Annotated in this window: 22 protein-coding genes and 2 pseudogenes; 7 read left to right on the plus strand and 17 right to left on the minus strand. The window is 70.6% G+C overall.

Annotated elements, in window-relative coordinates:
* The first annotated feature begins 27 nt into the window (after positions 1-27).
* From ACNF49_RS14765 to ACNF49_RS14775, 3 genes are all read left to right on the plus strand, one after another.
* A complete protein-coding gene (locus ACNF49_RS14765) occupies positions 28-1,122 on the plus strand; it encodes an RHS repeat domain-containing protein (protein ID WP_482944053.1) in 1,095 nt (364 codons plus the stop codon).
* 180 nt (positions 1,123-1,302) lie between these two features.
* Positions 1,303-1,644 carry a hypothetical protein gene (locus ACNF49_RS14770; RefSeq protein WP_482944054.1) on the plus strand — a complete coding sequence of 114 codons (342 nt, stop codon included), beginning with the start codon at positions 1,303-1,305 and terminating at the stop codon, positions 1,642-1,644.
* Positions 1,645-1,727: 83 nt separating this feature from the next.
* Positions 1,728-2,144 (plus strand): polymorphic toxin-type HINT domain-containing protein, encoded by a 417-nt coding sequence (locus tag ACNF49_RS14775; protein WP_498703817.1) that lies wholly within the window; start codon positions 1,728-1,730, stop codon positions 2,142-2,144.
* Positions 2,145-2,264: 120 nt separating this feature from the next.
* On the opposite strand, the gene ACNF49_RS14780 is transcribed toward ACNF49_RS14775, so the two are convergent.
* The 9 genes from ACNF49_RS14780 to ACNF49_RS14820 form a co-directional block, all read right to left on the minus strand.
* Entirely contained in the window at positions 2,265-3,011 is a 747-nt protein-coding gene (locus tag ACNF49_RS14780; RefSeq protein WP_482944055.1) for a PP2C family protein-serine/threonine phosphatase, read from the minus strand.
* Between the two features lie 536 nt (positions 3,012-3,547).
* A complete protein-coding gene (locus ACNF49_RS14785; protein WP_482944056.1) occupies positions 3,548-5,347 on the minus strand; it encodes an ABC transporter ATP-binding protein in 1,800 nt (599 codons plus the stop codon).
* Positions 5,344-5,829 (minus strand): hypothetical protein, encoded by a 486-nt coding sequence (locus ACNF49_RS14790; RefSeq protein WP_357972682.1) that lies wholly within the window; start codon positions 5,827-5,829, stop codon positions 5,344-5,346. Before ACNF49_RS14790 ends, ACNF49_RS14785 begins: the two co-directional genes overlap by 4 nt.
* Complete coding sequence (locus tag ACNF49_RS14795; protein WP_357972679.1) at positions 5,829-6,338, minus strand: MauE/DoxX family redox-associated membrane protein; 510 nt, start codon at positions 6,336-6,338, stop codon at positions 5,829-5,831. Before ACNF49_RS14795 ends, ACNF49_RS14790 begins: the two co-directional genes overlap by 1 nt.
* 67 nt (positions 6,339-6,405) lie before the next feature.
* Entirely contained in the window at positions 6,406-6,585 is a 180-nt protein-coding gene (locus tag ACNF49_RS14800) for a hypothetical protein (protein WP_125645566.1), read from the minus strand.
* Positions 6,586-6,681: 96 nt separating this feature from the next.
* A complete protein-coding gene (locus ACNF49_RS14805) occupies positions 6,682-7,554 on the minus strand; it encodes an ArsR/SmtB family transcription factor (RefSeq protein WP_482944057.1) in 873 nt (290 codons plus the stop codon).
* A gap of 51 nt (positions 7,555-7,605) precedes the next feature.
* The gene (locus ACNF49_RS14810; protein ID WP_482944058.1) at positions 7,606-8,049 is read right to left on the minus strand and encodes a S26 family signal peptidase; all 444 of its coding nucleotides are present in this window, start codon (positions 8,047-8,049) and stop codon (positions 7,606-7,608) included.
* A gap of 238 nt (positions 8,050-8,287) precedes the next feature.
* Complete coding sequence (locus ACNF49_RS14815; protein ID WP_357972669.1) at positions 8,288-8,479, minus strand: hypothetical protein; 192 nt, start codon at positions 8,477-8,479, stop codon at positions 8,288-8,290.
* Between the two features lie 301 nt (positions 8,480-8,780).
* Positions 8,781-9,293 carry a hypothetical protein gene (locus ACNF49_RS14820; RefSeq protein WP_482944059.1) on the minus strand — a complete coding sequence of 171 codons (513 nt, stop codon included), beginning with the start codon at positions 9,291-9,293 and terminating at the stop codon, positions 8,781-8,783.
* Between the two features lie 518 nt (positions 9,294-9,811).
* On the opposite strand from ACNF49_RS14820, the gene ACNF49_RS14825 reads away from it, so the two are divergent.
* Positions 9,812-10,000 carry a hypothetical protein gene (locus ACNF49_RS14825; RefSeq protein ID WP_357972664.1) on the plus strand — a complete coding sequence of 63 codons (189 nt, stop codon included), beginning with the start codon at positions 9,812-9,814 and terminating at the stop codon, positions 9,998-10,000.
* Between the two features lie 271 nt (positions 10,001-10,271).
* Here ACNF49_RS14825 and ACNF49_RS14830 read toward each other — a convergent pair whose 3' ends face one another.
* Positions 10,272-11,549, minus strand: a complete 1,278-nt coding sequence (locus ACNF49_RS14830; RefSeq protein WP_482944060.1) for a serine hydrolase domain-containing protein — start codon at positions 11,547-11,549, stop codon at positions 10,272-10,274.
* 370 nt (positions 11,550-11,919) lie between these two features.
* Here ACNF49_RS14830 and ACNF49_RS14835 point away from each other — a divergent pair, with 370 nt between their 5' ends.
* Positions 11,920-12,987, plus strand: a complete 1,068-nt coding sequence (locus ACNF49_RS14835; protein WP_482944061.1) for a serine hydrolase domain-containing protein — start codon at positions 11,920-11,922, stop codon at positions 12,985-12,987.
* Positions 12,988-13,018: 31 nt separating this feature from the next.
* Here the strand turns inward: ACNF49_RS14835 and ACNF49_RS14840 are convergent, their stop codons facing one another.
* Positions 13,019-13,159 carry a hypothetical protein gene (locus ACNF49_RS14840; RefSeq protein WP_482944062.1) on the minus strand — a complete coding sequence of 47 codons (141 nt, stop codon included), beginning with the start codon at positions 13,157-13,159 and terminating at the stop codon, positions 13,019-13,021.
* 231 nt (positions 13,160-13,390) lie between these two features.
* Between ACNF49_RS14840 and ACNF49_RS14845 the strand changes: the two genes are divergently transcribed.
* Positions 13,391-14,713: a WD40 repeat domain-containing protein gene (locus ACNF49_RS14845; RefSeq protein ID WP_482944063.1), complete on the plus strand. Its 1,323-nt coding sequence runs from the start codon at positions 13,391-13,393 to the stop codon at positions 14,711-14,713.
* 48 nt (positions 14,714-14,761) lie between these two features.
* Here ACNF49_RS14845 and ACNF49_RS14850 read toward each other — a convergent pair whose 3' ends face one another.
* Both ACNF49_RS14850 and ACNF49_RS14855 read right to left on the minus strand, forming a co-directional pair.
* Positions 14,762-15,205, minus strand: a complete 444-nt coding sequence (locus tag ACNF49_RS14850; protein ID WP_482944064.1) for a DUF6461 domain-containing protein — start codon at positions 15,203-15,205, stop codon at positions 14,762-14,764.
* 57 nt (positions 15,206-15,262) lie between these two features.
* Positions 15,263-15,514: a hypothetical protein gene (locus ACNF49_RS14855; protein WP_357972646.1), complete on the minus strand. Its 252-nt coding sequence runs from the start codon at positions 15,512-15,514 to the stop codon at positions 15,263-15,265.
* A 149-nt stretch (positions 15,515-15,663) separates the two neighbouring features.
* On the opposite strand from ACNF49_RS14855, the gene ACNF49_RS14860 reads away from it, so the two are divergent.
* Positions 15,664-15,870, plus strand: coding sequence for a hypothetical protein (locus tag ACNF49_RS14860; RefSeq protein ID WP_357972643.1), 207 nt, complete (start codon positions 15,664-15,666; stop codon positions 15,868-15,870).
* A gap of 194 nt (positions 15,871-16,064) precedes the next feature.
* Here the strand turns inward: ACNF49_RS14860 and ACNF49_RS14865 are convergent, their stop codons facing one another.
* From ACNF49_RS14865 to ACNF49_RS14880, 4 genes and pseudogenes are all read right to left on the minus strand, one after another.
* Entirely contained in the window at positions 16,065-17,123 is a 1,059-nt protein-coding gene (locus ACNF49_RS14865) for a threonine ammonia-lyase (protein ID WP_482944065.1), read from the minus strand.
* Positions 17,120-22,240 carry a non-ribosomal peptide synthetase gene (locus ACNF49_RS14870; protein WP_482944066.1) on the minus strand — a complete coding sequence of 1,707 codons (5,121 nt, stop codon included), beginning with the start codon at positions 22,238-22,240 and terminating at the stop codon, positions 17,120-17,122. The genes ACNF49_RS14865 and ACNF49_RS14870 overlap by 4 nt, the downstream gene beginning before the upstream one ends.
* A 110-nt stretch (positions 22,241-22,350) precedes the next feature.
* A pseudogene (locus tag ACNF49_RS14875) lies at positions 22,351-22,806 on the minus strand (AMP-binding enzyme); the annotation flags it as partial.
* Positions 22,783-23,994: pseudogene (locus tag ACNF49_RS14880) on the minus strand (amino acid adenylation domain-containing protein); the annotation flags it as partial. The pseudogenes ACNF49_RS14880 and ACNF49_RS14875, both read right to left, overlap by 24 nt.
* Positions 23,995-24,024 lie beyond the last annotated feature (30 nt).

The following is a 24,024-nucleotide window of genomic DNA, read 5'->3' on the forward strand; positions in this document are numbered from 1 at the left end:
CTGTCCGGCGAGGTCCTGGACGAAGAGGTGGCCGGCAAGCTCACCAAGTCCTTCCAGTACTCGCCTTGGGGCGAGCGGTTGTCACAGGTAAAGGTGAAGGCCGACAGTTCGGAGGAGTCCTCCTACTACGGCTACAACCCGCACACCGACGTCGAACAGATCACCAGCGAAACCGGTGACACCCGCGCCACCTACGGCTACACCGCCTACGGCAAGAACGACGACAAACTCTTCACCGGCGTCGACAAACCTGACCCCGCTGACCCCACCGCCAAGGAGGAGTACAACCCCTACCGCTTCAACGCCAAGCGCTGGGACAACTCCACCGGCATGTACGACATGGGGTTCCGCGACTACAACCCCGGCCTCAACCGCTTCCTCAACCTCGACTCCCACAACGGCGCCCTCGACGACCTGAGCCTCGGCCTCGATCCCTGGACCGCCAACCGCTACGCCTTCACCGGCGGCAACCCCATCAATGGAATTGAGCTTGATGGGCACGAGCCGCGTCCATGGCACAACCCCAAGTACGACGGATCGCAATGTGCCGGAAATTACGGTGCAGAGTGCGATCCTGCAGGTACCAAGCCGCGAAACACGAATGTGAACCTTCCGTCATCGCGCTGCGCTGATGGTTCGTGCTCTACTTCGGGCTCACCTGACCGTTCGTTCCAATATTATCCCCCGGGATACGTACCCAAGTCTCCCACCTCCCTCGGTGCGAAACCGGTTGGAGCGGTCGCGCGAGGCATCGGCTCGGTGGTCAGCTTCGGCCTAACGCTGCTCACCATCCTGACGATGACATGTGGAGATAGCCCTGGCGCTGCGGGGTGTGAGGAACGGCCGAAAACTGAAACAAAGCAGGACGACCAACAGGAAGTAGTAGTAGACACCAATATCATCGCTGCCGCAATGGAAAATGGACGCCAGGCCGAGATCGCGTCATGGCTTGCCAACAGGCGGCCCGTAGTTGTCCCACAGGTAGCACGGGAATACACAGAAAAGGATCCGGTAAAAACAAGTCCACTGCTCAACAAGTTCCTGGAGACGTTCAAGGGCAGGATGGGGGCGACGCTGGCAAACCTGGAAGACATGAAAGGGTTGGCAGCAAAAAGGTGCTGACATGAAGCCGCAAGCTCGCGTACTGCACGATGGGGATGCAGCGGTCCTGTCGGAGGCGGCTCAAGAAGGGTGGCTACCGATACTCACCTACGATCGGAGGTTCGCCAACTCCTTACGCGCAGTAGGCTATCCTGTAGAATATCGCCCCTATTAGTCTAGCCAGAGGAGGGAGCCGATCTCATGGGGATGTTCAATCTGGTGCGGCCGGAGAGTAAGACCATCTGTCCTCAATGTGACATCGAGGACTACTGGTGGGTTCAGTTTATGTACGGCCCCCTGCTTCTGGCGCGCTATGAGATCGGCTCCACCATTGCCTGGAAAACCGAGGGGCGTCGAGAAGGGTTCCCGGGAGAATCGCACGTATTCGCCGAAGGCGTAGAGCAGGGGTGCCATCATTGTGGCTATCAGCCAGCCGAGGAAAAGAAGTTCGATATAGAGATTCGGTTCGACAGGATCGAATCAGTCCGAGAGTCGGATGGCACAATCGACTATCGAGGCGAATATTGGACCATGATTTTATGAGGGCAAGAACTTCGTCGCCCCCACGCCCCCTGAAATCGGCCTGCGCGCGGATGGACGCAGCGTTCGGATGAACAATCAGGGGCATCGCGACCTGGTCGAGTGCGGAGGAGCTCAAGCAGGGGATGTTCCTTCGCATGTCGGCCGGCACGTATGCCCAGGTGCAGGGGATCAGGAAGTGGACCGCACATCAGCGTGTCCACAACCTGACTGTCGCGGATTTCCATACGTACTATGTGCTTGCCGGCGCAGCATCGGTATTGGTGCACAACACCTCACCGTCGTGGATTCCAGGCCCCCGGGAACTCACTGCGGTCTGGCTGTCTCCGAACAAGACCCTCGAAGACAGCTTTCAGTACCACTACGACAAACCACGCCAAGCCGCTCAACAAGACGCCGGCACAATATCAAGCCGACGGGGCGCGGGGAATCAAGTTGACGAGTCCCACCGGTGGGCAAGGAGGGATCACCAAGGACGGCAAGGTGATCAGCTACTGGTATAACGAGAGTCATTAGGCTCCAAGCCGGGGCGGCCTCACGAATTTCACGTGGGGCCGCCTTTCCGTGCCGGGCCTGACGCTGCCGGCTCCGGCGTCGCGCGTCAGCGGTTCAGGTGACGGAGGCTATTCGATGAACGTGTATTCCTCCCGGTGCAACTCGAAGTCGACGAATTCGACGACGACCAGGGTGATGTTGTCCGGACCGCCGTGCTCCACGGCAAGGGCTTCGAGGCGATCAGCCACTTCCGCCGATCCGCCGGGTTCGCTCAGAACGTCCATCAGAAGTGTGTGAGGAACCGCCGCGCCGAGTCCACGGGTGCACAGCAAGATCCGGTCGCCGGCGTGCAGGCTGAGGGTTACCAGGTCAGGGGCGTGCTTCCGGGGTCGTCCATCGAGGAGGCCCGAGATGTGCTCCGGTGAACTCGGCGCGCTGTCGGCCTCGGCCGTGCCGTGGGCACGACTCTCGGTCGTCCAGATGAGTTCAAGGGCTCCGCTGTCGGTTCGGCGTGCGACATACGCCTGTGTATCGCCTGTGTTGGCCAAGGCCGCCGTGGTCCCGGACCACGCCATGGCCACCAGATCGGCGCCCATGCCCGCCAGTTCGGGTTGAGCTTCGACTTTCTGCTGAATGGATTCGTTCGCGGCGTCGATCGCGTGCTCGAGAACGGCTGTCAAATCTGCTGGATCGGTTTCGCGATCGTACTTCTGCAAGGTTTCGATCACGAGACGGCTGGCAATGTCGCCGGCAACTCGTCCCCTGTGGCCGTCAGCGATCGCGAACAGGAAAGGGCCCGTGCAGATGTCGTCCACGATGTGTCGGCGCGCGGATCCGAGATAGGCGCGGGAGGCCGAGTTCCAGGTGAGGATCACGATTTCAGCTACCTGCCATTTTGGGACAGGGATTGTCAGCTGATTCGTTCTCGTGCCCTGCGGCTACGGGCTTCGCCGACTTGATGCGTCCGCCATCGCCACCTGACGTCCTATGCATCTGATCTCCAGCAAACAGATTGCCCAGGACTTTTCGCCCGGATCTGCTTAGATTGCCATACATAACCTGAATTCGCAGAGTCATGGACGGGCCTCTGGCGTTGGCCCTGATGGCTCAAGCCTCGGCCGTCTCGACTGAGGCGGTTCCCTCGGAGGCGATTTCCGCCCTGATCATCCCTTTGGGCAGGGTGGCCTGTCGATGCGCTCGGTCGGGCGGCCGCTTCCACGGGGCCTTCGGACGGCGGAGCAACACCTTCCCGGTTGACGAGGTGCCGCCGTCGGCCGTCAGAGCGGCAGTGCCGGACACGAAGCGACTGGTCAGGCAGTTCGCGGGCCTGCTGGGGTCGACCAGGGCTGGCCCGAAACCTGCGCATGAACCTGTGTCGACATCGGAGCCCGTTTCGCCGCGTTCGGTGCTTTCAGCCGATCTCGACGGTGTAGCCGCTGGCCTGGAGGGTGAACAGGCGGGCGTATTCGCCGCCTGCGGCCATCAGTGCGGTGTGGGTGCCCTGTTCGGCGATTCTGCCCTCCGCCAGCACCACGATGAGGTCGGCGTCCTTGACGGCGCTCAGCCGGTGGGAGATCAGCAGGCTGGTGCGGCCGGCCCGATGTTCGCGCAACCTGCGGTGGATGGCGTGCTCGGCCTCCGCGTCGAGCCCGGCGCTCGGCTCGTCCAGGATGAGCAGGTCGCGTTCGCCCCTGATCAACGCTCTGGCCACGGCGAGCCGCTGCCACTGGCCGCCGGACAGCACGACGCCGGAGGTCTCGGCCGCGTCGAGGAAGCGGTTGCTCAGCAACGTGTCGTAGCCGTGCGGCAGGGCGTCCAGCGCCGCGTCCACCCCGGCCAGCCGCGCCGCCGCCCTGACCTGCTCGGGTGAGGCGCCGAGCGAGCCGAGCGAGATGTTCTCCGCCGCGCTGAAGTCGTAGGCCACGTAGTCCTGGAAGACCGCGGTCAGCCGGGAGCGCAGCTCGGCGGGGTCGGCGTCGCGCAGGTCGGTCCCGTCCCAGCGGACCGCTCCGCGCGACGGGTCGTAGAACCGGCACAGCAGTTTGACCAGCGTCGACTTGCCGGCGCCGTTGAGGCCCACGAGCGCGACGCAGGCGCCGTGCGGGATGGTGAGATCCACTCCGCGCAACACCCACGGTCGCCCCTCGCCGTAGCGGAACCAGACGTCTCGTACCTCGATCCCGGAGCGGAGCGCGGGCAGCGGGCGGGGCGGGAGACGTACGGGCAGGTCCGGGGCGGCGGAGACGACGGCGCGGTAGTGTCCGAAGACCAGCAGCGCCTGGTGCAGCCGGGCGAGCTGGGTGACCCCGCCCGACAGCGCGCCCTGCACCCCGGCGACGGCGGCGGCGAAGACGGCCACGTCGCCCACGCCGAGACGGCCGCCGGCGATCGCCCAGATCAGTCCCGCGCCGCCGATCGCCGCGCCGAGCAGGGCCAGCAGCCCGTGTCCCGCCAGCGCGCGCCGTTCCAGGGCCTGCTCCTGGTGGTTGACCGCGCGGATCTCGCCGAGGAGACGGTCGCGCAGGTACGCGCCGAGCCCGAACAGCCGCACCTCCTTGGCCGTCTCGACCTCGGTGAGCAGGTCGGCGTAGAAGATCTGGCGGCGCATCGCCGGGCTGACCTGCCAGGTGAGACGCACCTTGCGCCTGCTCAGCGACAGCTGCACCCCGAGCGACGGCAGCGCGGACAGCAGGACGATCGCCGTCATGACCGGGCTCAGTGCCATGAGCGCGGCGACGAACCCGGCCAGCGTGACCAGCCCGCGCACCAGCGACAGGCCGGGGGCCAGGATCAGGTTGGCCGCGCCCGTCCCGGCCTGCTCGGCCAGTCTGAGCCGGTCGCGGAAGCGGGGGTTCTCGAACGGGCCGAGGCCGACGAAGGCGTTGACCGAGGTGAACAGGCGTTCGCGGGTCAGCAGGTCCATGCCGCGGCGCAGCCGTCCGTCGGTGTATTCGGTGAGATGCGGCAGCAGCGCGGCGACCAGGCCGACCGCGCCGAGCATGATCGTGGGCGCCAGTACGGCACGGCCGCCCGCCAGGCCGTCCAGGATCAGCTTGGTGCACCAGGCGGCGGCCACCGGCATCGTGCCACCGGCGACGACGGCGAGCACCGAGCAGACGGCGGCGAGCGGAGCGGCCCGCCAGGCCAGCCCCCACACCGTCACGGCCCGCCCGGCCAGCCGCAGCACGCCGGGCGAGACCTCGTCTGTCATGCGGTGACGGGGGCGCCGAGCCCGGCCACGGTGACCGCGCGCGACCGGACCCGGCCGGAGTCGTCGAGCAGGTAGAAGGCGGGGAAGGCGGCGTTGGGGAAGGCCAGGCAGACCGGCCCGTTGGCGGGCTCGGCGATCACGGTGGCGCTGCCGCGCAGCGCGTCCGTGTAGCTCTCCCCGCCGGGGCCGGACACGACGGCAAGCACCTGCGAGGGGGAGTAGCCCGCATTGGCGACGAGCTGGAGGAACGGCGGCAGTTGCCCGGGGCAGGCCTGGCACTCGGTGTCGAAGAAGCCGATCACCGCGGGCCGGCCGATCCCGCGCACGTCGGGGACGGTCGAGCCCACCGGCAGCAACGGCGGCCCCGAGGGCGCGGCGTGCTGCTCGGCATGGCGCACCCGGCGGATCACCGCGAACGTCAGCACCAGGTTGAGCGCGCTCATGACGCCCACGATGACCAGGGCTGCGATGACGTACGGCATCAGAGGTTCCTCTCCAGGAGAAGGTCGGCGAGGTCGTCGAAGAGCACCAGCACGGCGGCGAGCACCGCGGCGGCGACCAGCGCCAGCGCCACCCCGGCGAGCTCGACGTGCCCGCCCGGCATCACCCAGCCGGTGACCGCCACCGCGATCAGCAGCAGGTTGCGCACGACCTGGACGCGGCTCAGCGGAGCGGCGGCGACGCCGAAGCACCGGCAGGTGGCGGTGGTGCCACGGCGCAGGGCCAGCAGAATCGCGGCGGCGAAGGCCGCGAGCAACACGGCGGCCAGCACGAACCCCGCGCGCTCGCCCAGGACGAGCAGCACCACGGCGGCGCTCTCGCCGGCTGGCACGGCCACCGCGACCGGCGCGGCGGGCAGGCCGGGAGCCAGACCGGGGACGGAGGACACGAAGGCGCGCCAGCCGGTGGCCTTGCCCGCCAGCGCGGCCAGGAAGACCAGGCAGAGCACGGCCCTGCAGCCCAGCTCTATGTACGGCTCTATGTACGGCATGGCACTCCTTCACGGGTGGGTCCGCCCACGACCCTCTGCGGAGGGGCCGTGGGCGGGGTGTGGAGGGTCAGCAGCACTCGTAGCAGGACACGTAGGTCGTGCAGTCCGGCCGCACGCAGGTCCACGCGGTGTGGTCGAGCCAGTGGTAGCACCAGCACTCGTAGGGGCACCCTCTGGCGTCCGCGGTGCTGGCGGGCAGCAGGGCGCCGAGCATCCGGTCGCCCAACGCCTTCAGTGTGCGAGTCATCCGACCTCCTGGGTGAGAGGGGCTGTATTCGCCTGATCATCACCATCGAGTCAGGAAAGGGGCAATCCTTTCGGACCGCCACCGAAATGCGACAAATCAGGCACTGTATTCGAGGAGTTCGTGCCCCAGCGAGGTGAGCACGTGCCGCACCGCCCGGCCCTCGCGGTAGGTGTTCACGAGCCCGGCCAGCCGCAACGCCGTCACGTGCTCGGACACCGTGGAGGCGCTCACCGCCAGCGACCTGGCCAGCTCGCCGGTCGCCGATCCGCCGCCGATCGAGCGCAGGACCCTGGCGCGAGCCTGGCCGACGACCTGGGCCAGGGCGTCCACCGACCCGGGGCCCCGGGGGCCCTCGTCGCTGACCGGATAGGCGATGACGGCCCTGCTGTCGCCGCGGGGCGGCGACAGGGCGAGGAAGCAGCGGCTGGCGCACATCAGCGGCGAGAACGCCACGCCCCCGTCGCCGAGCTCCACCGGCGACGGGCACAGGTCCGAGGTGTCGATCTGCAGGGCGCAGCCGTACCAGCTCAGCCTGGGGGTGAGCCTGGGCAGCGTACGGCCGAAGCCCCGCACGCAGATCAGCTCGGAGTAGCGGTTCACGTGCGCGCTCAGGCGGCGGTGTATCGCGTCCCACTCGGGGGCCACGCAGCTGACGTAGAAGGCGCGCAGCGCGTCGGCGACGTCACCGAGACCGGGCTGGACGTCGAGCTCGTCGTTGAGCGTGCCCGCCCCGGGCGGCAGCGGCAGGTCGGCCCAGAGGAAGCCGGACACGCTGTGCGGCGCGTGGTGCACACGTCGGACGAACGGCATGGCTCTGGCGGGCGTCCTGCGCGCCAGGTCCCGCCACGGCGATCCGGGTACGGCGAAGCCGGGATGATGCAGGCACAGGGCGGCGAACAGGGTGTGGTGCAGCGGGGAGATGGTGAAGGTGGTCGCGGCCAGTCCTGCGGCAGAAAAGACCAGACGCATATCCCAGCCCCGTTGTCAGGAAATGTCCGGACATATTGGAGTATGCGGCTGTTAAGACGTACTAACAAGGGTGCGTAGGACGACCCCCAGAACCCGGTCGGCCGGGACAAGGCCCCACAACCGCGAGTCCGCGCTGACCTCCCCGTCGCCCAGCACCACGAGCTTTCCGGGCGGCACCGTGGCGGGCAGCCCGGGGCACTGCGGCGGGACCGGCTCGCCCGGCAGCGCCGCGACCCGCTTGACCACCCAGTCGGCGGCCGCGACCGCGGGCAGCGGCCCGTCCCGCCAGCGCATCCCCGGCCCGATCGGCTCGAGCACCACGATCTGCCCGCGCCTGACCACCTTCCCGCGCAGCACCAGCAACCGGTCACCGGGCCGCAACGTCGGCACCATGCTCTCCCCCCGCACGGTGACCACCGCCAGCCGTCGCCTGGCGACGAACACGACAACGACCAGCAGCGCGGAGAACACGGAGAACATGGTGATCATGGGCATGGCGCGAGCGTAAGCGTCCGGCCCATGCGGCTCAAGGCCTCGTCCGGCTGAACGGGAGGGGCTGAAGGCTTGTCCATGACGAACGCCGTCGTCCGGCGGGAGCGACGCTCGGACGGCATGGGGCGCCCGTTGCCCGGGGGCGAACACTCGTGGGCACGGGCGCGGTTCTATGGCGCCGAGGAACACCTCGTCCTTCAGCGCGGAGGCTTGAAGGGCTGACATCGCGGTGGTGATCCACCTAGTCGGGGGAGCGCAGCAGCATTGCCTCCACCTCGGAACCGGCGTCGGCCGTGCAGACGTACGTGGGCTTGCCGGTCGCCGGATCGACGCAGTACAGGGTCGCACGCTTGCCGCACTTCGAGCACCAGGCGTCAGGCCCGCCACCGAGCTCGGCCAGGCCGACCTTGATCTCTGGGATAACAAAAGCCATGCGGGCAGCGTAGGTCGGCCTGGTCGGGACTTCCGGGGTGACAGCGCGTCTTGCGGAATCCATGCCCGCAGATTGTTCGACGCGGGGGTGACAGGCGCGGTGGTGGCGAGGAGGAACCGGCCTGTGGGCCCGCCGTAGGCGCGGGCGCCCCCCTGCCGGCGAGCGTCGCGGGTTCCAGGGTGTGTCTGGCGTTCAACTGGGCGCTGATGGTCCGCCGGAGGTCGGTCGCGTCGGGTGGGTCCGATTCAGCGGCGGTGCCTCCTCATGGCCACTCGCCTGCTCCTGCTTGCTTCTGCCGTCGTCAGCAATACTCGGCAATTGTCTTCTGCCGGAATTCTTTTTCCGAGATCTTCGCCCCACTGGGGGCCGCCACCAGATCCGTGCCGCTCATTTCCGTTGGCGCCGCACCGAACAGGAAACCCTGCCCGATTGGGGCGCCGCTCGTCACCTGCACGTCAACGCTGATATTGGACGGCAGGGGCGACAACAACGGCGACTCTTCCGTCGTGAACCCCTGCGCGTCACCCAAGGTGATCGATCCTTCGCGTTCTGTCGATCGGGTCGGCTGCGAAACCCGCCACACGAGCCGTTCGGTCTGATGATCCTGCACCTCGAACGAGAGGACGTTCTCTCCCTCGCAGAGCGGCACGACGAACCTGAACCGGCCGTCGTCGGTGCGCCCGATGGCCAAGGGGCGAGGCGCGGAATCACCACGCGGCGCCAGGTTGCAGCCGGAAAGCGCGAACATGACGATCGCGGCGAGGATCGAAGGAGAGCGTATGTGGCGTCGGCGACGGTACGTGACTCTGTTCATCACAAGCCTCTCGGCAACGGTGGAGATCGCCCTTCTGGTCCGCCTTCTACTCGGAGACGCCATCGCACGGGGCCTCACGTGCGGCCTCCGGGCGGGAAGTGGACGCCCGGCTTGAGCCCGCCGCAAATCATGAATCCAGCCGGACTATTCAAACCACACCAGCCGCGCCCGGATGAGGATTCCATTGGGAGGACGTGAAGCCATCGCTGAGTAATGACGTGGACGGATGATTCAGGGTTGGATTTTGGCGCGGCGACCCGATTCTCGCAAGTCCTGAAACTCGTGGATGGGCTTCGCGTCCGGCGCACTGGGGAGGCAAAGAGATGCGGTGTCGATGCCAGGTCTTGACGATTGCTCGTGGCCGGTGCTCACCTGAAGGTGTTCTCCTTCCCGAGCGTGAGGAGTCTCCTGCGATGAAGATCCGCCGATTACCTTCCGCTGCACTCGCCCTGGCGCTGAGCGTCGGCGTCCTGGCTGGTGCCACACCCGCTTCCGCTGCCACCCAGACCAGTGCGTCCGTGGCCAGTGCGGGCTGGCCGACACCGGACTGGTACCTGCAGGGCCCCTACTCGACCCTGGCCGCCTGCGACCTCGCCTACGAGGACGCGGCGCAGAACGGCCAATACACCGGGCTCGTCTACTGCCACTGGTTCCGCGGAGGCGGCCCCTACCTGCCGGGCTTCTACTACGAGGTGTACATCCCCTGATCAACGGACGTAGTGGGCGGCGATCCGCACGTTGCGGTAGGCGCAGTCGAGCGACCCGCGGCGCGGCCCCCTGCAACGCGCCGGTCGGCATGCTCGCCGGGGCGGTGTGGCACGGCGAAGGGCGGCACGGCCGGTGGCGGGTGCGGCTTGGCGGCTCTGATCGCCGCCCATTCGTCTCTACCGGCCCCGAGGACCCGATCGCCGTCCGAGCAGGCGAAGGTTCCGCTCCCGACGGCTTCAGGTGTCGGGGCCGGTCAACGGTGCGTTCTTGTCAGAGGTAGGTGCCGTACAGGTCTACGGTGGGCCAGGTCGTCACCGCGTTGGCGGCCTTGTGGAGGGCCGGGTCGATGTCGGCGTAGTTCAGGCCGGAGGCGTCGTCGCGCTGGTTGAAGAGGGCGGCCCAGGTCAGCCCGTCATACCGGCGCACCAGGATGGTGTAGGTGCCGGGGAGGCTGCCGGTGTGCCAGGTGTTGCGGCCGCCGGTGACGTTGCGGACCGACCAGCCGCAGCCGTACCACCAGCCGTCGCCGTTGACGCCGGTCTCGGGCTGGGCGAAGGCCCGGGAGATCGACGTCGAGGTGAGCACTGAGCTTGCGGCGTCGAAGATCCCGGCGAAGCGCACCAGGTCGACCGCCGTACCCAGCCAGCCGCCGTGCGCGTCCATGTTCTCCAGGTTGAACGAACCGTACGGAGCCGGTACGGAGGTGCCGGAGGCGTCGAACACCGTCTTTCCCGTGTACTTCGAGGCGTACGGCACCTCGCCGGCGACGGCGTTGGCCTTGAGCGTGCGCCCGAGCCTCGTCCGGGTGATGCCGCGCGGCCCGAGGATCTTCTGCTGCACGTACGTGCCGTACGGCATGCCGCTGACCTTCTCGATGATCCGGCCGAGCAGCAGGTAGTCGTAGTTGGCGTAGGCGTAGGTGCTGCCGGGGTCGTGGTCCAGGGCGAGGCCGCTGGCGTACCGCATGATGTCGGCCTGGCGGACGGGCAGCGCCGAGCCGAGCGCCCTGGAGATCGCCAGGTCGCTGAACATCGGATCGGCGGTGATGGAGGAGTCCCAGCCGCCCAGGTGCTGCAGCAACCTGAGGACGGTCACGTCCTTCAGCCGCGGATCCACCGTCTTGCCGGACGGCGGCGTCAGGGGGAGCAGGTCGGGCAGCCGGTCGGTGAGCTTGAGCTTGCCGTCCTGCACCAGCTTGAGGATGGCCGCGCCGGTGATGGGCTTGCTCAGGCTGGCGATCCGGAACAGCGAGGTCGGCTGGGTCTTCAGGGTGGTGCTGGTCGTCCACGTGTAGCCACGGGCCAGTACGAGCTTGCCCTTGCGGGCGACGGCGAGCGATCCGCAGGACAGGTTCCGGGCCTGCATGAAAGCCTTCATCGTGCTGTCGAAGCTGCCCAGCCCGGCCGGCAGGGTGCCGGTGGTCCTCCACGTCGCGGCGGCGGCGTGTGCCCGGCCCGGCTGACCGGCGACGAGCCCGGCGCCGGCCAATCCGAGCCCGGCCAGGCCCATCGTCCGGCCGAAATCGCGTCGGGTCAGCCTGTCAGGCATCTGTCTTCCTCCTTGATCGAACAAAACATCACGGGGCAAACTATCTGAAACTCCGTTGCCCTTGGCGCAGACCGCCCGAGCTTGCGGGGGCGCGGCAGTCCGGGCCCGTGGCGATCAGGCCCGTGCGGCCCGGTGCTGATCGGCATCGACGACCGGCGCTTCGTCGTCGTCCCCGGGTGTGAGCAGCCGACCCGTCCGCCTTGCTCGATCGCAGTTCAGGACGTGCGTGACGGGCTTCGCGCCGTGGTCAGGAAGTTCCGGGCCCGGTAGGGCGGTCCCCACCATCCGGAGACCGGGCGGCATGATCGATTCCGGCGCTCGGCAGCCACAGGATGGGCACATCACCTCATCCAAGGGAGTTGCCGGAAACATGCGTAAGTATCTTGCCGCAGCTGCGGCCGCCGTCGTCCTGCTGGGCGCCGCGTCCCCGGCGCTGGCCGTCGCCAAGCCGTCGTCGCCCACCCTGCAACAGCAGGTTGACCGGTTGACCCGGCAGGACGGGTTGGCGGGTGCGCTGGTGTCGGTGCGTGAGCCCGACGGCCGGGTCAGGACGTGGACGTCCGGCGTCGCCGAACGCGGCTCCGACCGGCCGATGGTCGGCGCGGACGCGCACTTCCGCATCGCCAGCGTGACCAAGTCGGTCGTCGCGGCCACCGTGACGCGCCTGGCGGACCAGGGCAAGATCGATCTGGACGCCCAGGCGGAGCGGTACGCGCCCGGTCTGCTCGACGGCAGGCCGATCACCGTGCGGCAACTGCTGACGCACACCAGCGGCCTGCCCGAGTACCTGATGCTGATCGATCCGGCCCGCCTCGGCACCGACGCCGACTTCCTGCGCCTGGCCCTGGACGCCGAGCCCACCGGCGAACCCGGCGAGAAGTGGGCCTACTCCAACACGAACTACCTGGTGGCCGGCATGCTCATCCAGAAGGTCACCGGCAAGGACTTCCGGACGGCCACCCGCCAGGGCGTTCTGAAGAACCTGCGGCACACCTACTGGCCGCGTCAGAACGAGCTGGACATCCGCGGCAGGCACGCCCACACCTACGGCGTGAACCCGTTCGACCCGAAGAGCCAGGGCAAGGTGGTCGACACGACCCTGGAGCCCGGCTACCTCTTCGGCGCCTCGGGCGGCCTGATCTCCACCCCCGACGACCTGAATCGCTTCTGGCAGTCCCTCCCCACCTCCACGATCAAGACCATGCTCGCCCGGACCGTCCCCGCCAACGACCCGCCGAAGGCCGACTACGGCCTGGGCGTCTACTCCTACCCGTTCGCCTGCGGCCCGGCCTGGATGCACGACGGCGGCCTGCCCGGCACCCGCGTCCTCAGCGGCAGAGACCGCTCGGGCCGCGCGGTCACCCTCTACGTGACCGGCACCCCGAAGAACGACGCCCACATCTTCGAAGCCTTCGGCACCGCCATGTGCGGCAGATAGGCGTCGCTGAGGCCGCCCCGCACCACCGGCGTCAACGGCGCAGCAGCAGGCGCAGCAGGCGTAGTGCTCGGGAGCGGCGGCCTGAGTCGGCCGAGAACATGTAGATCATGGCGGGGAGTGTCACCAGCGCGGCGCTCGTCACGACCAGTGCGGCGAGGTGGGGCAGCATCATGATGGAGCTTCCCTTCGAGGGTTCGGCATCACCTCGGCCGTTGCCGAGGGCGCGATATCAGGATGTGGCGCGCCGAAGAGCCGTTGACGATCTCTGCCAAGGTCTTACGTGATCCGATGAACCCGTACATCGGCTGACAGAAACGGACAGCGCCCGGCCCGGATGCCGACGCGAAGAGATCCGTCATGGGCGGGTTTGCGTTCTCCGGGATTCTGGAATCCTGACATCACCATGTCTCCGCAAGCCCCCCTGCCGGAGGATCCCCTGGCCGTTCTGCGTGAACGCCTGCGGGACCTGCATCTCTACGCGGGCGAGCCCAGCAGCCGGGCTCTGGCCAAGCAGACGGGCGCGATGAGCCACTCCACCGCGCACGGGGTGATCCGCTGCGTCAGCCTGCCTCGATGGGGCAACCTGGAGCTCGTGGTGGAGGCGTTGAAGGGCGACGTCATGGAGTTCAAGGCTCTGTGGATCGCCGCCCACAACATGCGTTCGCAGCGCGGTCGCCCGCCGGATCCCGAGATCGGGTCCATGATCCAGGACGCTCAAGGAGCGGTCCCCGAGCCACTGCATGAGCTGTACCGGCCGGTGGACGGGGCGAGGACGGAAGGTCACTCCGGCGCCGTCTGGTCGGTGGCCTTCCATCCGGACGGACGCATCCTGGCCAGCGGCGGCGGCGACGGGACCGTGCGGCTGTGGGACACGGTGACGGCGAGGCCGTGGCGGGAGCCGCTGCTGGGCCATGCGGGTGCCGTCGTGGCGGTGGCCTTCCATCCCGATGGGGATCTGGTGGCCAGTGGCGGCAGCGACAAGACGGTACGCCTGTGGACGATCGACGGGCTGCGACCGGTGGGGGAACCGTTGCACGGCCATGCCGGCACTGTCTGGTCGGTGGCCTTTCACCCGAACGGACGCATCCTGGCCAGCGGCGGCATAGACGGGACCGTGAGGTTGTGGGACACCACTACGGGAAGGCCGTTGAGGGGTCCGCTGACCGATTATGACGGCGCCGGCTGGGCCCTCGCCTTCAACCTCGACGGGCACCTGCTGGCCAACGGCGGGGACGACGGCATGGTCCGGTTGTGGAACACGACGTCCGGGCAGCCGGTCAGTGAGCCGTTGGCGGGTCACAGCGGCGCGGTCGTGACGGTGGCCTTCCATCCGGACGGGCACATCCTGGCCAGCGGCGGCGACGACGAAACGGTACGGTTGTGGGATCCCGCATCGGCACGTGCCACGGCGGACCCCTTCGTCGGCCACATCGGCCCGGTCCGGTCGGTGGCCTTCCACCCGGGGGCGGACCTGGTGGCCAGCGCCGGAGATGACGGGTTGGTCCGGTTGTGGCATCTCGATTCCGGAGAACCAGCGGGGCGGCCTCTTGACGGCCACACCGGTCCCGTCCGGGCCATCGCCTTCCACCCGCACGGCCATCTGCTCGCCACAGCGGGCGCCGACAGGAAGGTGCGGTTGTGGAAGAGCACCCAACCGCCCGACCACCAGGTGCTGTACCGGCGCATCGACAACTTGCACGCCCGGTTACGCGGGGCGAATCCGTAGAGGCGGTCGCTGTCCACGTCGCCGGACGAGGCGGGCGGCTGGGGGTGATCACTCGTCTCTGATCACGGCGGCGAGGAATCGCATGTCCAGCATGCTCTGGGAGAAGGCGACGCCGGTGAGCTTCTTCGCCAACGCGAACGATCGCTGAAAGGGGGCGTGGAGGTTTCGGTTGATCGACACGACCTTCGTCCCTCGGGAGAGACTCGGCAGCAGGCGGTTGAAAGCGACTGATCCTGTCCAGAGTTGGACGAGCACCGTCCAGCCCGCTGTCTCAAGTGCGCCCACGTAGTCACCTTCACTGCGCAGGTTGGCGACGTCGATGCACTCCATCGTTCGTTCCTGGAGACCGTCGAAGGTCACTTGCTCGATGTCGTCGGGCCCCGCGCCGAGGCGGGTCAGCGCTTCGCGAGGGGTGAGGGATCGGGCGAAGGACACACACGAGACCTCATAGAACGGGCCGTACGTGGCCAGCCAGTCGAACTCCTTGTACACCTCAGGCTCCCGCGACCAGTCGGCGGTCGTGCCCGGGAGAGCCTTCCCTGATGAAGGTCATTGGCGCGATCGATGAAGCCAGGTGGCGAGCAGCGAAGCCACGAGCCACGCGGTGACGAGCACAATGGCACGCGCGGCCATGTATGCCGCCGTCAGAAAGCCGTCGATGACGTAGTCGGTGACTGCCTGTCCGAGGAACGTGATCGTGACGAAGAGGGCGACGCCGAGCACGACGTGACCCGGGTCTTGGCCCCTGAACGAGGGACGTCGCGCCATCACCAGGACACCTTCACGCTCGGCCGGCTGCATGTGCCGCTGATCGTAGTATCTGCCGTATCTGTACCCCAACGCCCGCTCGGCCGCGGAGAGCTGGGCCCGGGGACCGAAAGAGCCGTTGCGGGTGACAGGTGGCGGCAAGGGTGCGACTGTGAAGGCAGGGCGACCTGCTGGAGGAGATCGTGGAACACCCCGAGCTGACCACGGACATGGTTCTCGCCGCCGTCCGGGACCACGGATTCGCGGCCTACGACGTCCTGGTCAAGGACTTTCCGTCGGACGTGGTGGTGGCGGAGTTCACGAAGGCGGCCAGGTCGGGCTTCACCAGCTTCGGCGTGGGAGTGCACCTGGCGTCGTTGACGGACAAGGGGCGGGAGCGTCTCGGTTAGGGCCGGTTCGCGGGGTTATCCGGGGTGCCGGATGCCGTCCGCATGACGTGACGGCGCTGCGGAGTCTCGGGAGAGGAAGTACTTACGTGGGGCGTGGTGGCGGCGCTCGCGGGCGCCGCCACCACAGCCGTCACGCGCCTCCGGCCGTCGAGAGCACCCGCGTCAGGCGGGGGCGCGACGGCGGAAGGGCGTGATCACGTGCTGCGTGCCAGTGGCTCCTGACCGGCCTCCGTGCCGATCGCGACGTTGCCGCCGGAGAGGATCGCGACGACGGGCCCCGGCGGCAGGTGCGCCTGGTGGGTGAGGTAGGCGGCGGTGGCCACCGCGCCGCTGGGTTCGGCGCGTTCCCCCAGCTCCCGCTGGAGCAGGCCGGCGGCGGCGTCGATGGCGTCCTCGGTCACGGTCACCATGTCGTCCACGTACCGGTGGATGTGCTCCCAGGCCAGGGCGCCCAGCACCGGGGCGCGCAGTCCGTCGGCCCGGGTGCGGTAGGTCAGTTCCACCGGCCACGCCGTACGCGCGCCCGAGCGGAAGCTGGCCGTCCCGTCGGCGGCCAGCTCGGGCTCGACGCCGATCACCCGGATCGCCGGGTCGGCGGCCTTGACCGCCACCGCGATCCCGGCCAGCAGCCCGCCGTTGCAGACGGGCACCAGGACGGCCCCCGCGTCCGGCAGGTCCAGGCAGATCTCGGTCCCGGCGCTGCCGTGCCCGGCGATGACGTCGAACGCGTCGGAGCCGATCACCGTCGCGCCGAACCGGTCGGCCAGCGCCAGGCACGCCTCCTCCCGCAGTGCGGGCGGGACGATCACCACCTCGGCGCCGAGCCGGCGCGCGGCGCGTACCTTCAGCTCCGGCGCCGTGTCCGGCAGGACGACGGTCGCCCGCACCCCGTGTTCGGCTGCGGCGTAGGCGATGGCCTGGGCGTGGTTGCCCGACGACTGCGCGACCACGTGCCGGACGCCGCGCCCGGCCAGCCGGCCCACGGCGTTGGCCGCGCCGCGTACCTTGAACGAGCGAGTGGGCTGCCGGTTCTCCGGTTTGACCCAGAGCCGCTCGCCGGGCAGGCGCAGCAGCGGCGTGCGCCGGACGTACGGCGCGATGCGCTCACCGGCCGCCCGGACGTCGTCGGCGGCGACAAGCCGCGCCCCCGCCACCCCCGCCGCGCCCGGACGCCCAGCGCCGCCGTCCATATGTCCAGCGCCGCCGTCCTTGCGCCCGGCGCCGTCGTCCATCAGTTCAGTGCTCTCGTTCATGCGCTCAGCACCCTTTCCTGGATGGCGTCCAGGTCGGCCGCGGCCTCCGAGGGCGGGGCGGCGTCGGGGACGAGGTCCTCCAGGTGATGCAGCGGCCGGTGCCGCAGCCCCAGCAGCCCCCACAGCACCAGGAACACGCCGCTGGCGAGCAGCACCAACCCCGCGCCCCCGCCGGGCCCGCCGGCGAACCGTCCGGCCCAGTCCGCCAGCGGGCCGGCGGAGAGGAAGCCGATCGGCTGCATGGCCGTGGCGATCATGATGTTCACCGCGAGCACCCGCCCCTGCAGCTCCGGACCCACCTTGACCTGGATGATCGACAGCCAGTGCGCGTTGCCGATGCTCATGCACGCCAGCCGGACGAACAACCCGGCCGCGACCAGCCACACGACCGGCCACACGCCCATCAGCACCACGCCGAGCCCGGACCCGACGACGAAGCCGATCATGCCGGTGGCCCGCCGCCGGGTGCCGCCCCACACCAGCACCACGCCGGTGCCCACGGCCGCGCCGACGCCGCCGACGGCGGTCACCGCGCCGAGGTCCGCCGAGTCGCCGATGGCCAGCACGACCGGGGTGACCAGCACCCACATCAGCGCGGTGCAGAAGTTCACCACCGCGAAGTAGAGCGCCATCACCAGCAGCGGACGCCGCCGGCGCAGGAAGCGCCACCCGCCGGTGAGCGCCGCCATGAACGTCTCCTCGCGCCGGTGGAACAGCCGGTCGGGGAAGCGCACCAGCAGCAGCGTCAGCACGCCGACCGCGAACGTGGCCACGTCCACGGCCACCACCGCCGACAGCCCGAACAGGCCGATCAGCGCGCCGCCCGCGAGTGGCGCGACCACGTTGCCCGCGCCGAAGCCCACGTTGGCCAGCGCGTTCGCCTGCGGCAGGTACGGTTTGGGCACCAGCTGCGCGATCGCCGCCAGCCAGGCGGGCTGCTGGAACGCCGACACGACCGAGGTCACGCCCACGATGAGGCAGACGTTCCAGAACTCCAGCCGATCGGTGGTCAGCAGCAGCACCAGCGCCACCATGGCCAGCCCGGACAGCGCGTCGCAGGCCAGCATGATCTTGCGCCGGTCCACCCGGTCGGCCAGCGCGCCGCCCAGCGGGGTGAGCAGCACGGCCGGGATCTGCGCCAGCATCGTGACCAGCGCCAGATCCAGGATCTCGCCGCTGCGCTGGTAGGCCCACACGCCGAGCGCGAACGAGCTCAGCGCCGTCCCCAGCGCCGAGACGATCTGCCCGCCCGCGACGGTGTAGAAGGACCCCAGCTTGGTGCGTTCGGGTGGGCGCACCGGGTCGGGCAGCGTTCCGGCCGCCCAGCGGGTCAGGTGCGCCAGCACGACGGCGGCCAGCGGTTCGGCCTGGTGGCGCAGGAAGTAGTGGCCGGCCCTGGGCAGCACGGCCCGCTCCACCCGCGGCGCGAACGCCGCCCACTCGGTGTAGCGCTCCTCGTGCAGCTCGGTGGCGCGGTCGCGTTCCCCGACCAGGCTCAGGATCGGGGCGCGCAGCGGCGTGCCGTCGCCGGCCAGCTCCTGGCCGAACCACTCCTGCGCCTGGTCGGCGTCGTGCCGCATGGCGCGTACGGCGGTGCGCTTGGCGGCCTCGTCCATGTCGTCGAGCAGCCCGCCGGAGGCGCGCAGCGCGTCGCGGAACATCCGGTCGGACACCCAGCGGTCGCCGCCGAACAGCCGCCTGACCATTCCGGGCAGCCGTGCGGCCGGGAAGCTGGCGGCGGCGATCACGCCCAGCACGGGCACGCCGTCCGCCTCCAGCTTCCGCGCCAGCGCGACGGCGGGCGCGGAGCCCACGCAGTGGCCGTAGATCGCGACCGGGCCGGACGCGGTCGCCGCCACCTCGGCGGCCAGCACGTCCACCAGCTCCTCCAGCGGAAGCGGCAACTCGTCGGGGCGGGCGGGATCGTGGCCGGGCAGCTCGGCGGAGAGCACCTCCACCCGGTCGCCCAGCGCCTGGGCCAGCGGCTGGTACACCGCCGCCGACCCGCCGCCGTACGGCACGCACACCAGCGTGAACTCGGCGGTCCGGCCGCCGCCCAGGCGGTGCAGCAGCCCGCCGCCGTCCTCGCGGCCCAGGTACGCGGCCAGCTCGGCCACGGCGGGCCGGGTGAACAGGTCGATCACCCGCAGCCCGCGGCCGATCTCCTTGACCGCGCGCACCGCGGCGAACGAGTCGCCGCCGAGGGCGAAGAAGTCGTCGCCCGCCCCGACCCGCTCCACGCCGAGCACCCGGGCGAAGGCCCCGGCGACCAGCTCCTCGTTCGGTGTCGAGGGCGCCGCGTACGCGGCCTGCTCGGCCACCGGCTCGGGCAGGGCGGCCCGGTCGATCTTCCCGTTCGGGTTCAGCGGAAGCCGGTCGAGGGCCACGACGTGCGCCGGGACCATGTAGTCGGGCAGCCGCTCACGCAGCGCCGAGCGCACGGCCGCGGCCTCCACGGTCGCGGGCGTCACCCACGCGGCGAGCTGCCTGGCCTTGCCCTCCCCGACGGGCAGCACCACGGCCTCGGCGACCTGTGGCAGCGCCCGCAGCGCGGTGGTGACCTCGCCCAGCTCCACGCGGTAGCCGCGGACCTTTACCTGGTCGTCCACCCGGCCGCGGAACTCGATCCGCCCGTCGGAGGTGACGCGCAGCAGGTCGCCGCTGCGGTAGCAGCGTCCCTGCCCGGTCAGCGGGTCGGGGACGAACCGCTCGGCGGTCAGCTCGGGCCGGCCGATGTAGCCGCGGGTGACCCCGGGGCCGCCGACCACCAGCTCGCCGGGCACGCCGGGCGGCACCGGCCGGAGCTCGGCGTCCACCAGGTGCCCGTACACGCCGGGCAGCGGACGGCCCAGCGGCACGATGCCGGTCCGCCGGTCGGCGGGGATCTCCTCGGTGTCGCACACCAGGCAGATCATCGTGGACTCGGTGTGGCCGTAGTGGCTCTGGATCCTGAGCGCGGGCCGGGCCGCGCGGGCCCGCTCCACCAGGTCCCACGGGCACGCCTCGCCCGCCAGGATCAGCAGCGCGCGCGGCAGCACGGCGGCCAGGTCGCCGCCCGAGGCCAGCAGCTCCAGGTGGCTCGGGACGCACTTGACGACGTCCACCCGGTGCTCGGCCAGGTAACCGGCGAACGCGGCCGGGTCCATCGCGGTCTCGCGCGGCACCAGGTGCACCGTCCCGCCGGTGGTCAGCGCGCCGAACACGCAGGTCAGGCCGAAGTCGGCGGCGGGCGTGGAGACCACCGCGAACGACCCGCCGGGCACGCCGATGCGCGGCAGCATGCCGCCCAGGTAGTTCAGGACGCCACGGTGCTCGGCGGCCACCGCCTTGGGCGTGCCGGTGGACCCCGACGTGAAGATCACGTGGTGCAGGTGCTCCGGCAGCACCTCGACCCGGGGCCGGGTGTCCGGCAGGGACGGCGGCCGGTCCAGCGCCAGCACCTGCCTGCCGTCCCCGATCAGGGGCGCGAACTCGCTCACCGTCACCACGGCGCGCACCCCGGCGGCCTCCAGCATCGCGGCGATCCGCGCCGCCGGGTACGCCGGGTCCATCGGCAGGTAGCCGCCGCCCGATTTCTGGATGCCGAACAACGCGCACGCCAGGTCCGCGCCCGGCTCCAGCAGCACGCCGACCGGCTCGTCGGCGCTCACCCCTGCCGCCAGCAGCCAGTGGGCGATCCGGTTCGCGGCCGCCTCCAGCTCCGCGTAGGTCAGGGCACGGTCGGCGCCCACCACGGCCGGGGCGCCGGGAGTCTCGTCCACCCAGCGTTCGATCAGGTGGTGCACCGCCCCGGCGGGCGGCTCGGGCGCCGGTCCGCCGGCCACCGCCGGGCCGGTCACCGGCTCCAGCGGCACCGCGCCCACCGGCGCGTCCAGGTCGGCGAGCAGCCCGTCGAGCAGGGCGGCGTACCAGCGGGTCAGCTTGGCCGCGGTGCCCGGTTCGAACAGGTCCGTCCGGTAGGCGAGCCCGCCGCGCAGCGGCGCGCCCGGCCCGTCGTCCACGACGTGCCAGCTCAGGTCGAACTTGGTGGTCAGCTCCGGCAGGTGGATCTCGGACGCCTCCAGGCCGGGCAGCTCCGCCCCGGCCACGCCGGGGACGTAGTTGAGCATCACCTGGAACAGCGGTGTGGCCGCCAGGTTCCGCTCCGGCCGCAGCCGGTCCACCACCCGGTCGAACGGCGTGCCCGCGTGCGCGAGCGCGCCCAGGGCGGACTCCCGCGCGCGGGCCAGCAGGTCGCGCCCGGTCGGGTCGCCGCCCACGTCGGTCCGCACGACCACGGTGTTGAGGAAGCAGCCGACCACGCCTTCGGTGTCGGGGTGGTCGCGGCCGGAGACCGGCACGCCGACCGCGATGTCCGCGCTCGCCGACAGCCGGGCCAGCAGCGCCTGCAACCCGGCCAGCAGCACGATGAACGGCGTGGACCGGTAGGCGGCGGCCACCGCCCTGACCCGCTCGCTCAGCTCCGCCGGGAGTACCAGGTCGAGCGCGGCTCCGCCCGGGTCGGGCACCGCGGGGCGCGGCCGGTCGGTGGGCAGGTCGAGCACCGGCGGCAGGCCGTCCAGGTGCCCGGCCCACCAGTCCAGGTCGGCCGGGTCGGGGACCGGCGACACCTCGGCGTACTGCGCCGGGGGCGGGTCGAGCGGCGGGCGCAGGCCGAGGCGGGCGGCGTACAGGCCGGACAGCTCCGACAGCAGCAGCCCGCGCGTCCAGGCGTCGGTGGCGATGTGGTGGAAGGTGAGCGAGAGCACGTGCTCGTCGTCGTCCCCAGGTTCGCCGACGGCGAGCAGCACCGCCCGCATCGGCGGCTCGCGGTCCAGCGCGAACGGCGTCGCCAGGTGCCCGGCCAGCACGTCCTCGACCTCGGACCGGTCCACGCGCGCGGTGGAGACGGGCACCTCAGCGGCGTCCCGCACCACCATGACCGGCTCGGGGCCGGAGTCGTCGACCACGCCGCGCAGCACGTGGTGCCGTCCGGCCAGGTCGCGTACCGCGTCCAGGAGCGCCTCCGAGCGCAGCGGGCCGCGCAGCCGCAGCGCCACCGGCACGTTGTAGGCGCTGCTGTCCGGTTCGAGCTGCGCCAGGAACCACAGCCTGGCCTGCACGCCGGACAGCGGCACCGGCCCGTCCGCCGGCGCGCGCCGCACGCGCGCGGCGGCGGCCGGGCGGGGAGCGCGGCGGCCAGGTCGGCCAGCACCGGGTGCTCGAACAGCAGCCGCACCGGCACCGCCGCGCCCAGCCGCTCCCGCAGCCGCCCGGCCACCCGGGTCGCCGCGAACGAGTGCCCGCCGAGGGCGAAGAAGTCGTCGTCCGCCCACACCTCCGCGAGTTCGAGCACGTCGGCCCAGACCTCGCCGACCAGCCGCTCGGCGGGTGTCCCGAGCGGCACCCGCACCGCGGGCCCCGCCTCGGGCACGGGCAGCGCCGCCCGGTCCACCTTGCCGTTCGGGGTCAGCGGCAACGACTCCAGCACGCCGATCGCGGCCGGCACCATGTAGTCGGGCAGCCGCTCGCGCAGCGCCGACCGCACCTGGGCGACGTCCACCGTCGCGGGCGTCACCCAGGCGGCCAGGCGGCGCTCCAGGCCGTCGCCGACCGGCTGCACGTACGCCTCCGCGACCTGCGGCAGGGCCCGCAACGCCGCGGCGACCTCGCCCAGCTCGACGCGGAAGCCGCGCACCTTCACCTGGTCGTCGATCCGCCCCAGGAACTCGATCAGCCCGTCCCCGGTCACCCGGACCCGGTCGCCGGTGCGGTACCAGCCGCCGGTGAAACGTTCCGCGGTGAGGTCGGGACGGCCCAGGTAGCCGCGGGCCACGCTCGGCCCGCCGATCCACAGCTCACCGGGCACGCCGGGCGGCAGCGCCCGTCCGGACGGGTCGGCCACCCGGCACACCACGTCGGCCAGCGGCCGGCCCAGCGGCGCCCGGCCCGGTCCCAGCTCGGCCAGGGCCTCGCCCGCGTCGCAGGCCAGCACCGACACCGTGGTCTCGGTGGGGCCGTAGTGGATCTGCACCTCCAGGTCCGGCCGTGCCGCCCGGACCCGCGCGACCAGGTCCGCCGGCACCGCCTCGCCGGCCAGGATCAGCAGCTTGCCGGGCAGCGCGGCCGTGCCGAGGAGTTCGAGCTGGCTGGGCACCATCTTGATCGCGTCCACCGGGTGCGCCGACAGGCGGGCGGCGAACGCGGCCGGGTCGGTGGCCGTCTCGTGGTCGATCAGGTGCAGGGTGGCGCCCGTGGTCAGCGCGCACCACACGTTCGTCATGCCCAGGTCGGCGGCGGCGGTGGAGACCAGCGCGAACGACGTCATCCCCGCGGGGACGACCTCGGCCACCGCGCCGAGATAGTGCGTGATGTGCCGGTGCTCGACCGCGACGCCCTTCGGCCGCCCGGTCGAGCCCGAGGTGTAGATGACGTACGCCAGGTGCTCCGGCCGCACCGCCACACCGGGACGCTCGCCGGACGCCTCCGCCGCGGCGGCGAGCTCGGTACCCGTGAGCACGATCCGCGCTCCGGCGTCGGCCACCACCGCCTGGTTGCGCCGCTCCGGGTAGACCGGGTCGAGCGGCAGGTAGGCGGCGCCCGCCTTGAGCACGCCGAGCATGGCGACCACCAGCTCGGGCCGCCGCTCCAGCAGCACGCCGACCGGCTCCTGCGGCCGCGCCCCGCTCTCCAGCAGCCAGTGGGCCACCTGGTTGGCGCGGCGGTCCAGCTCCGCGTAGCTGAGCGAGCCGACCGCGACCGCGTGCGGCCGGGTGTCGGCCATCCGCTCGACCAGCGTGTGCAGCGGCACGTCCACGGGCAGGTCGGCGTCCCGGCCGCGCAGGTCGTCGCCGGCCGGCAGCCGCACCGGCGCGCCGGGGTCGGTGAGCATGCCGTCCAGCAGCTCCAGGTACCAGCCGGC

Source organism: Actinomadura sp. ATCC 39365, assembly GCF_054392275.1.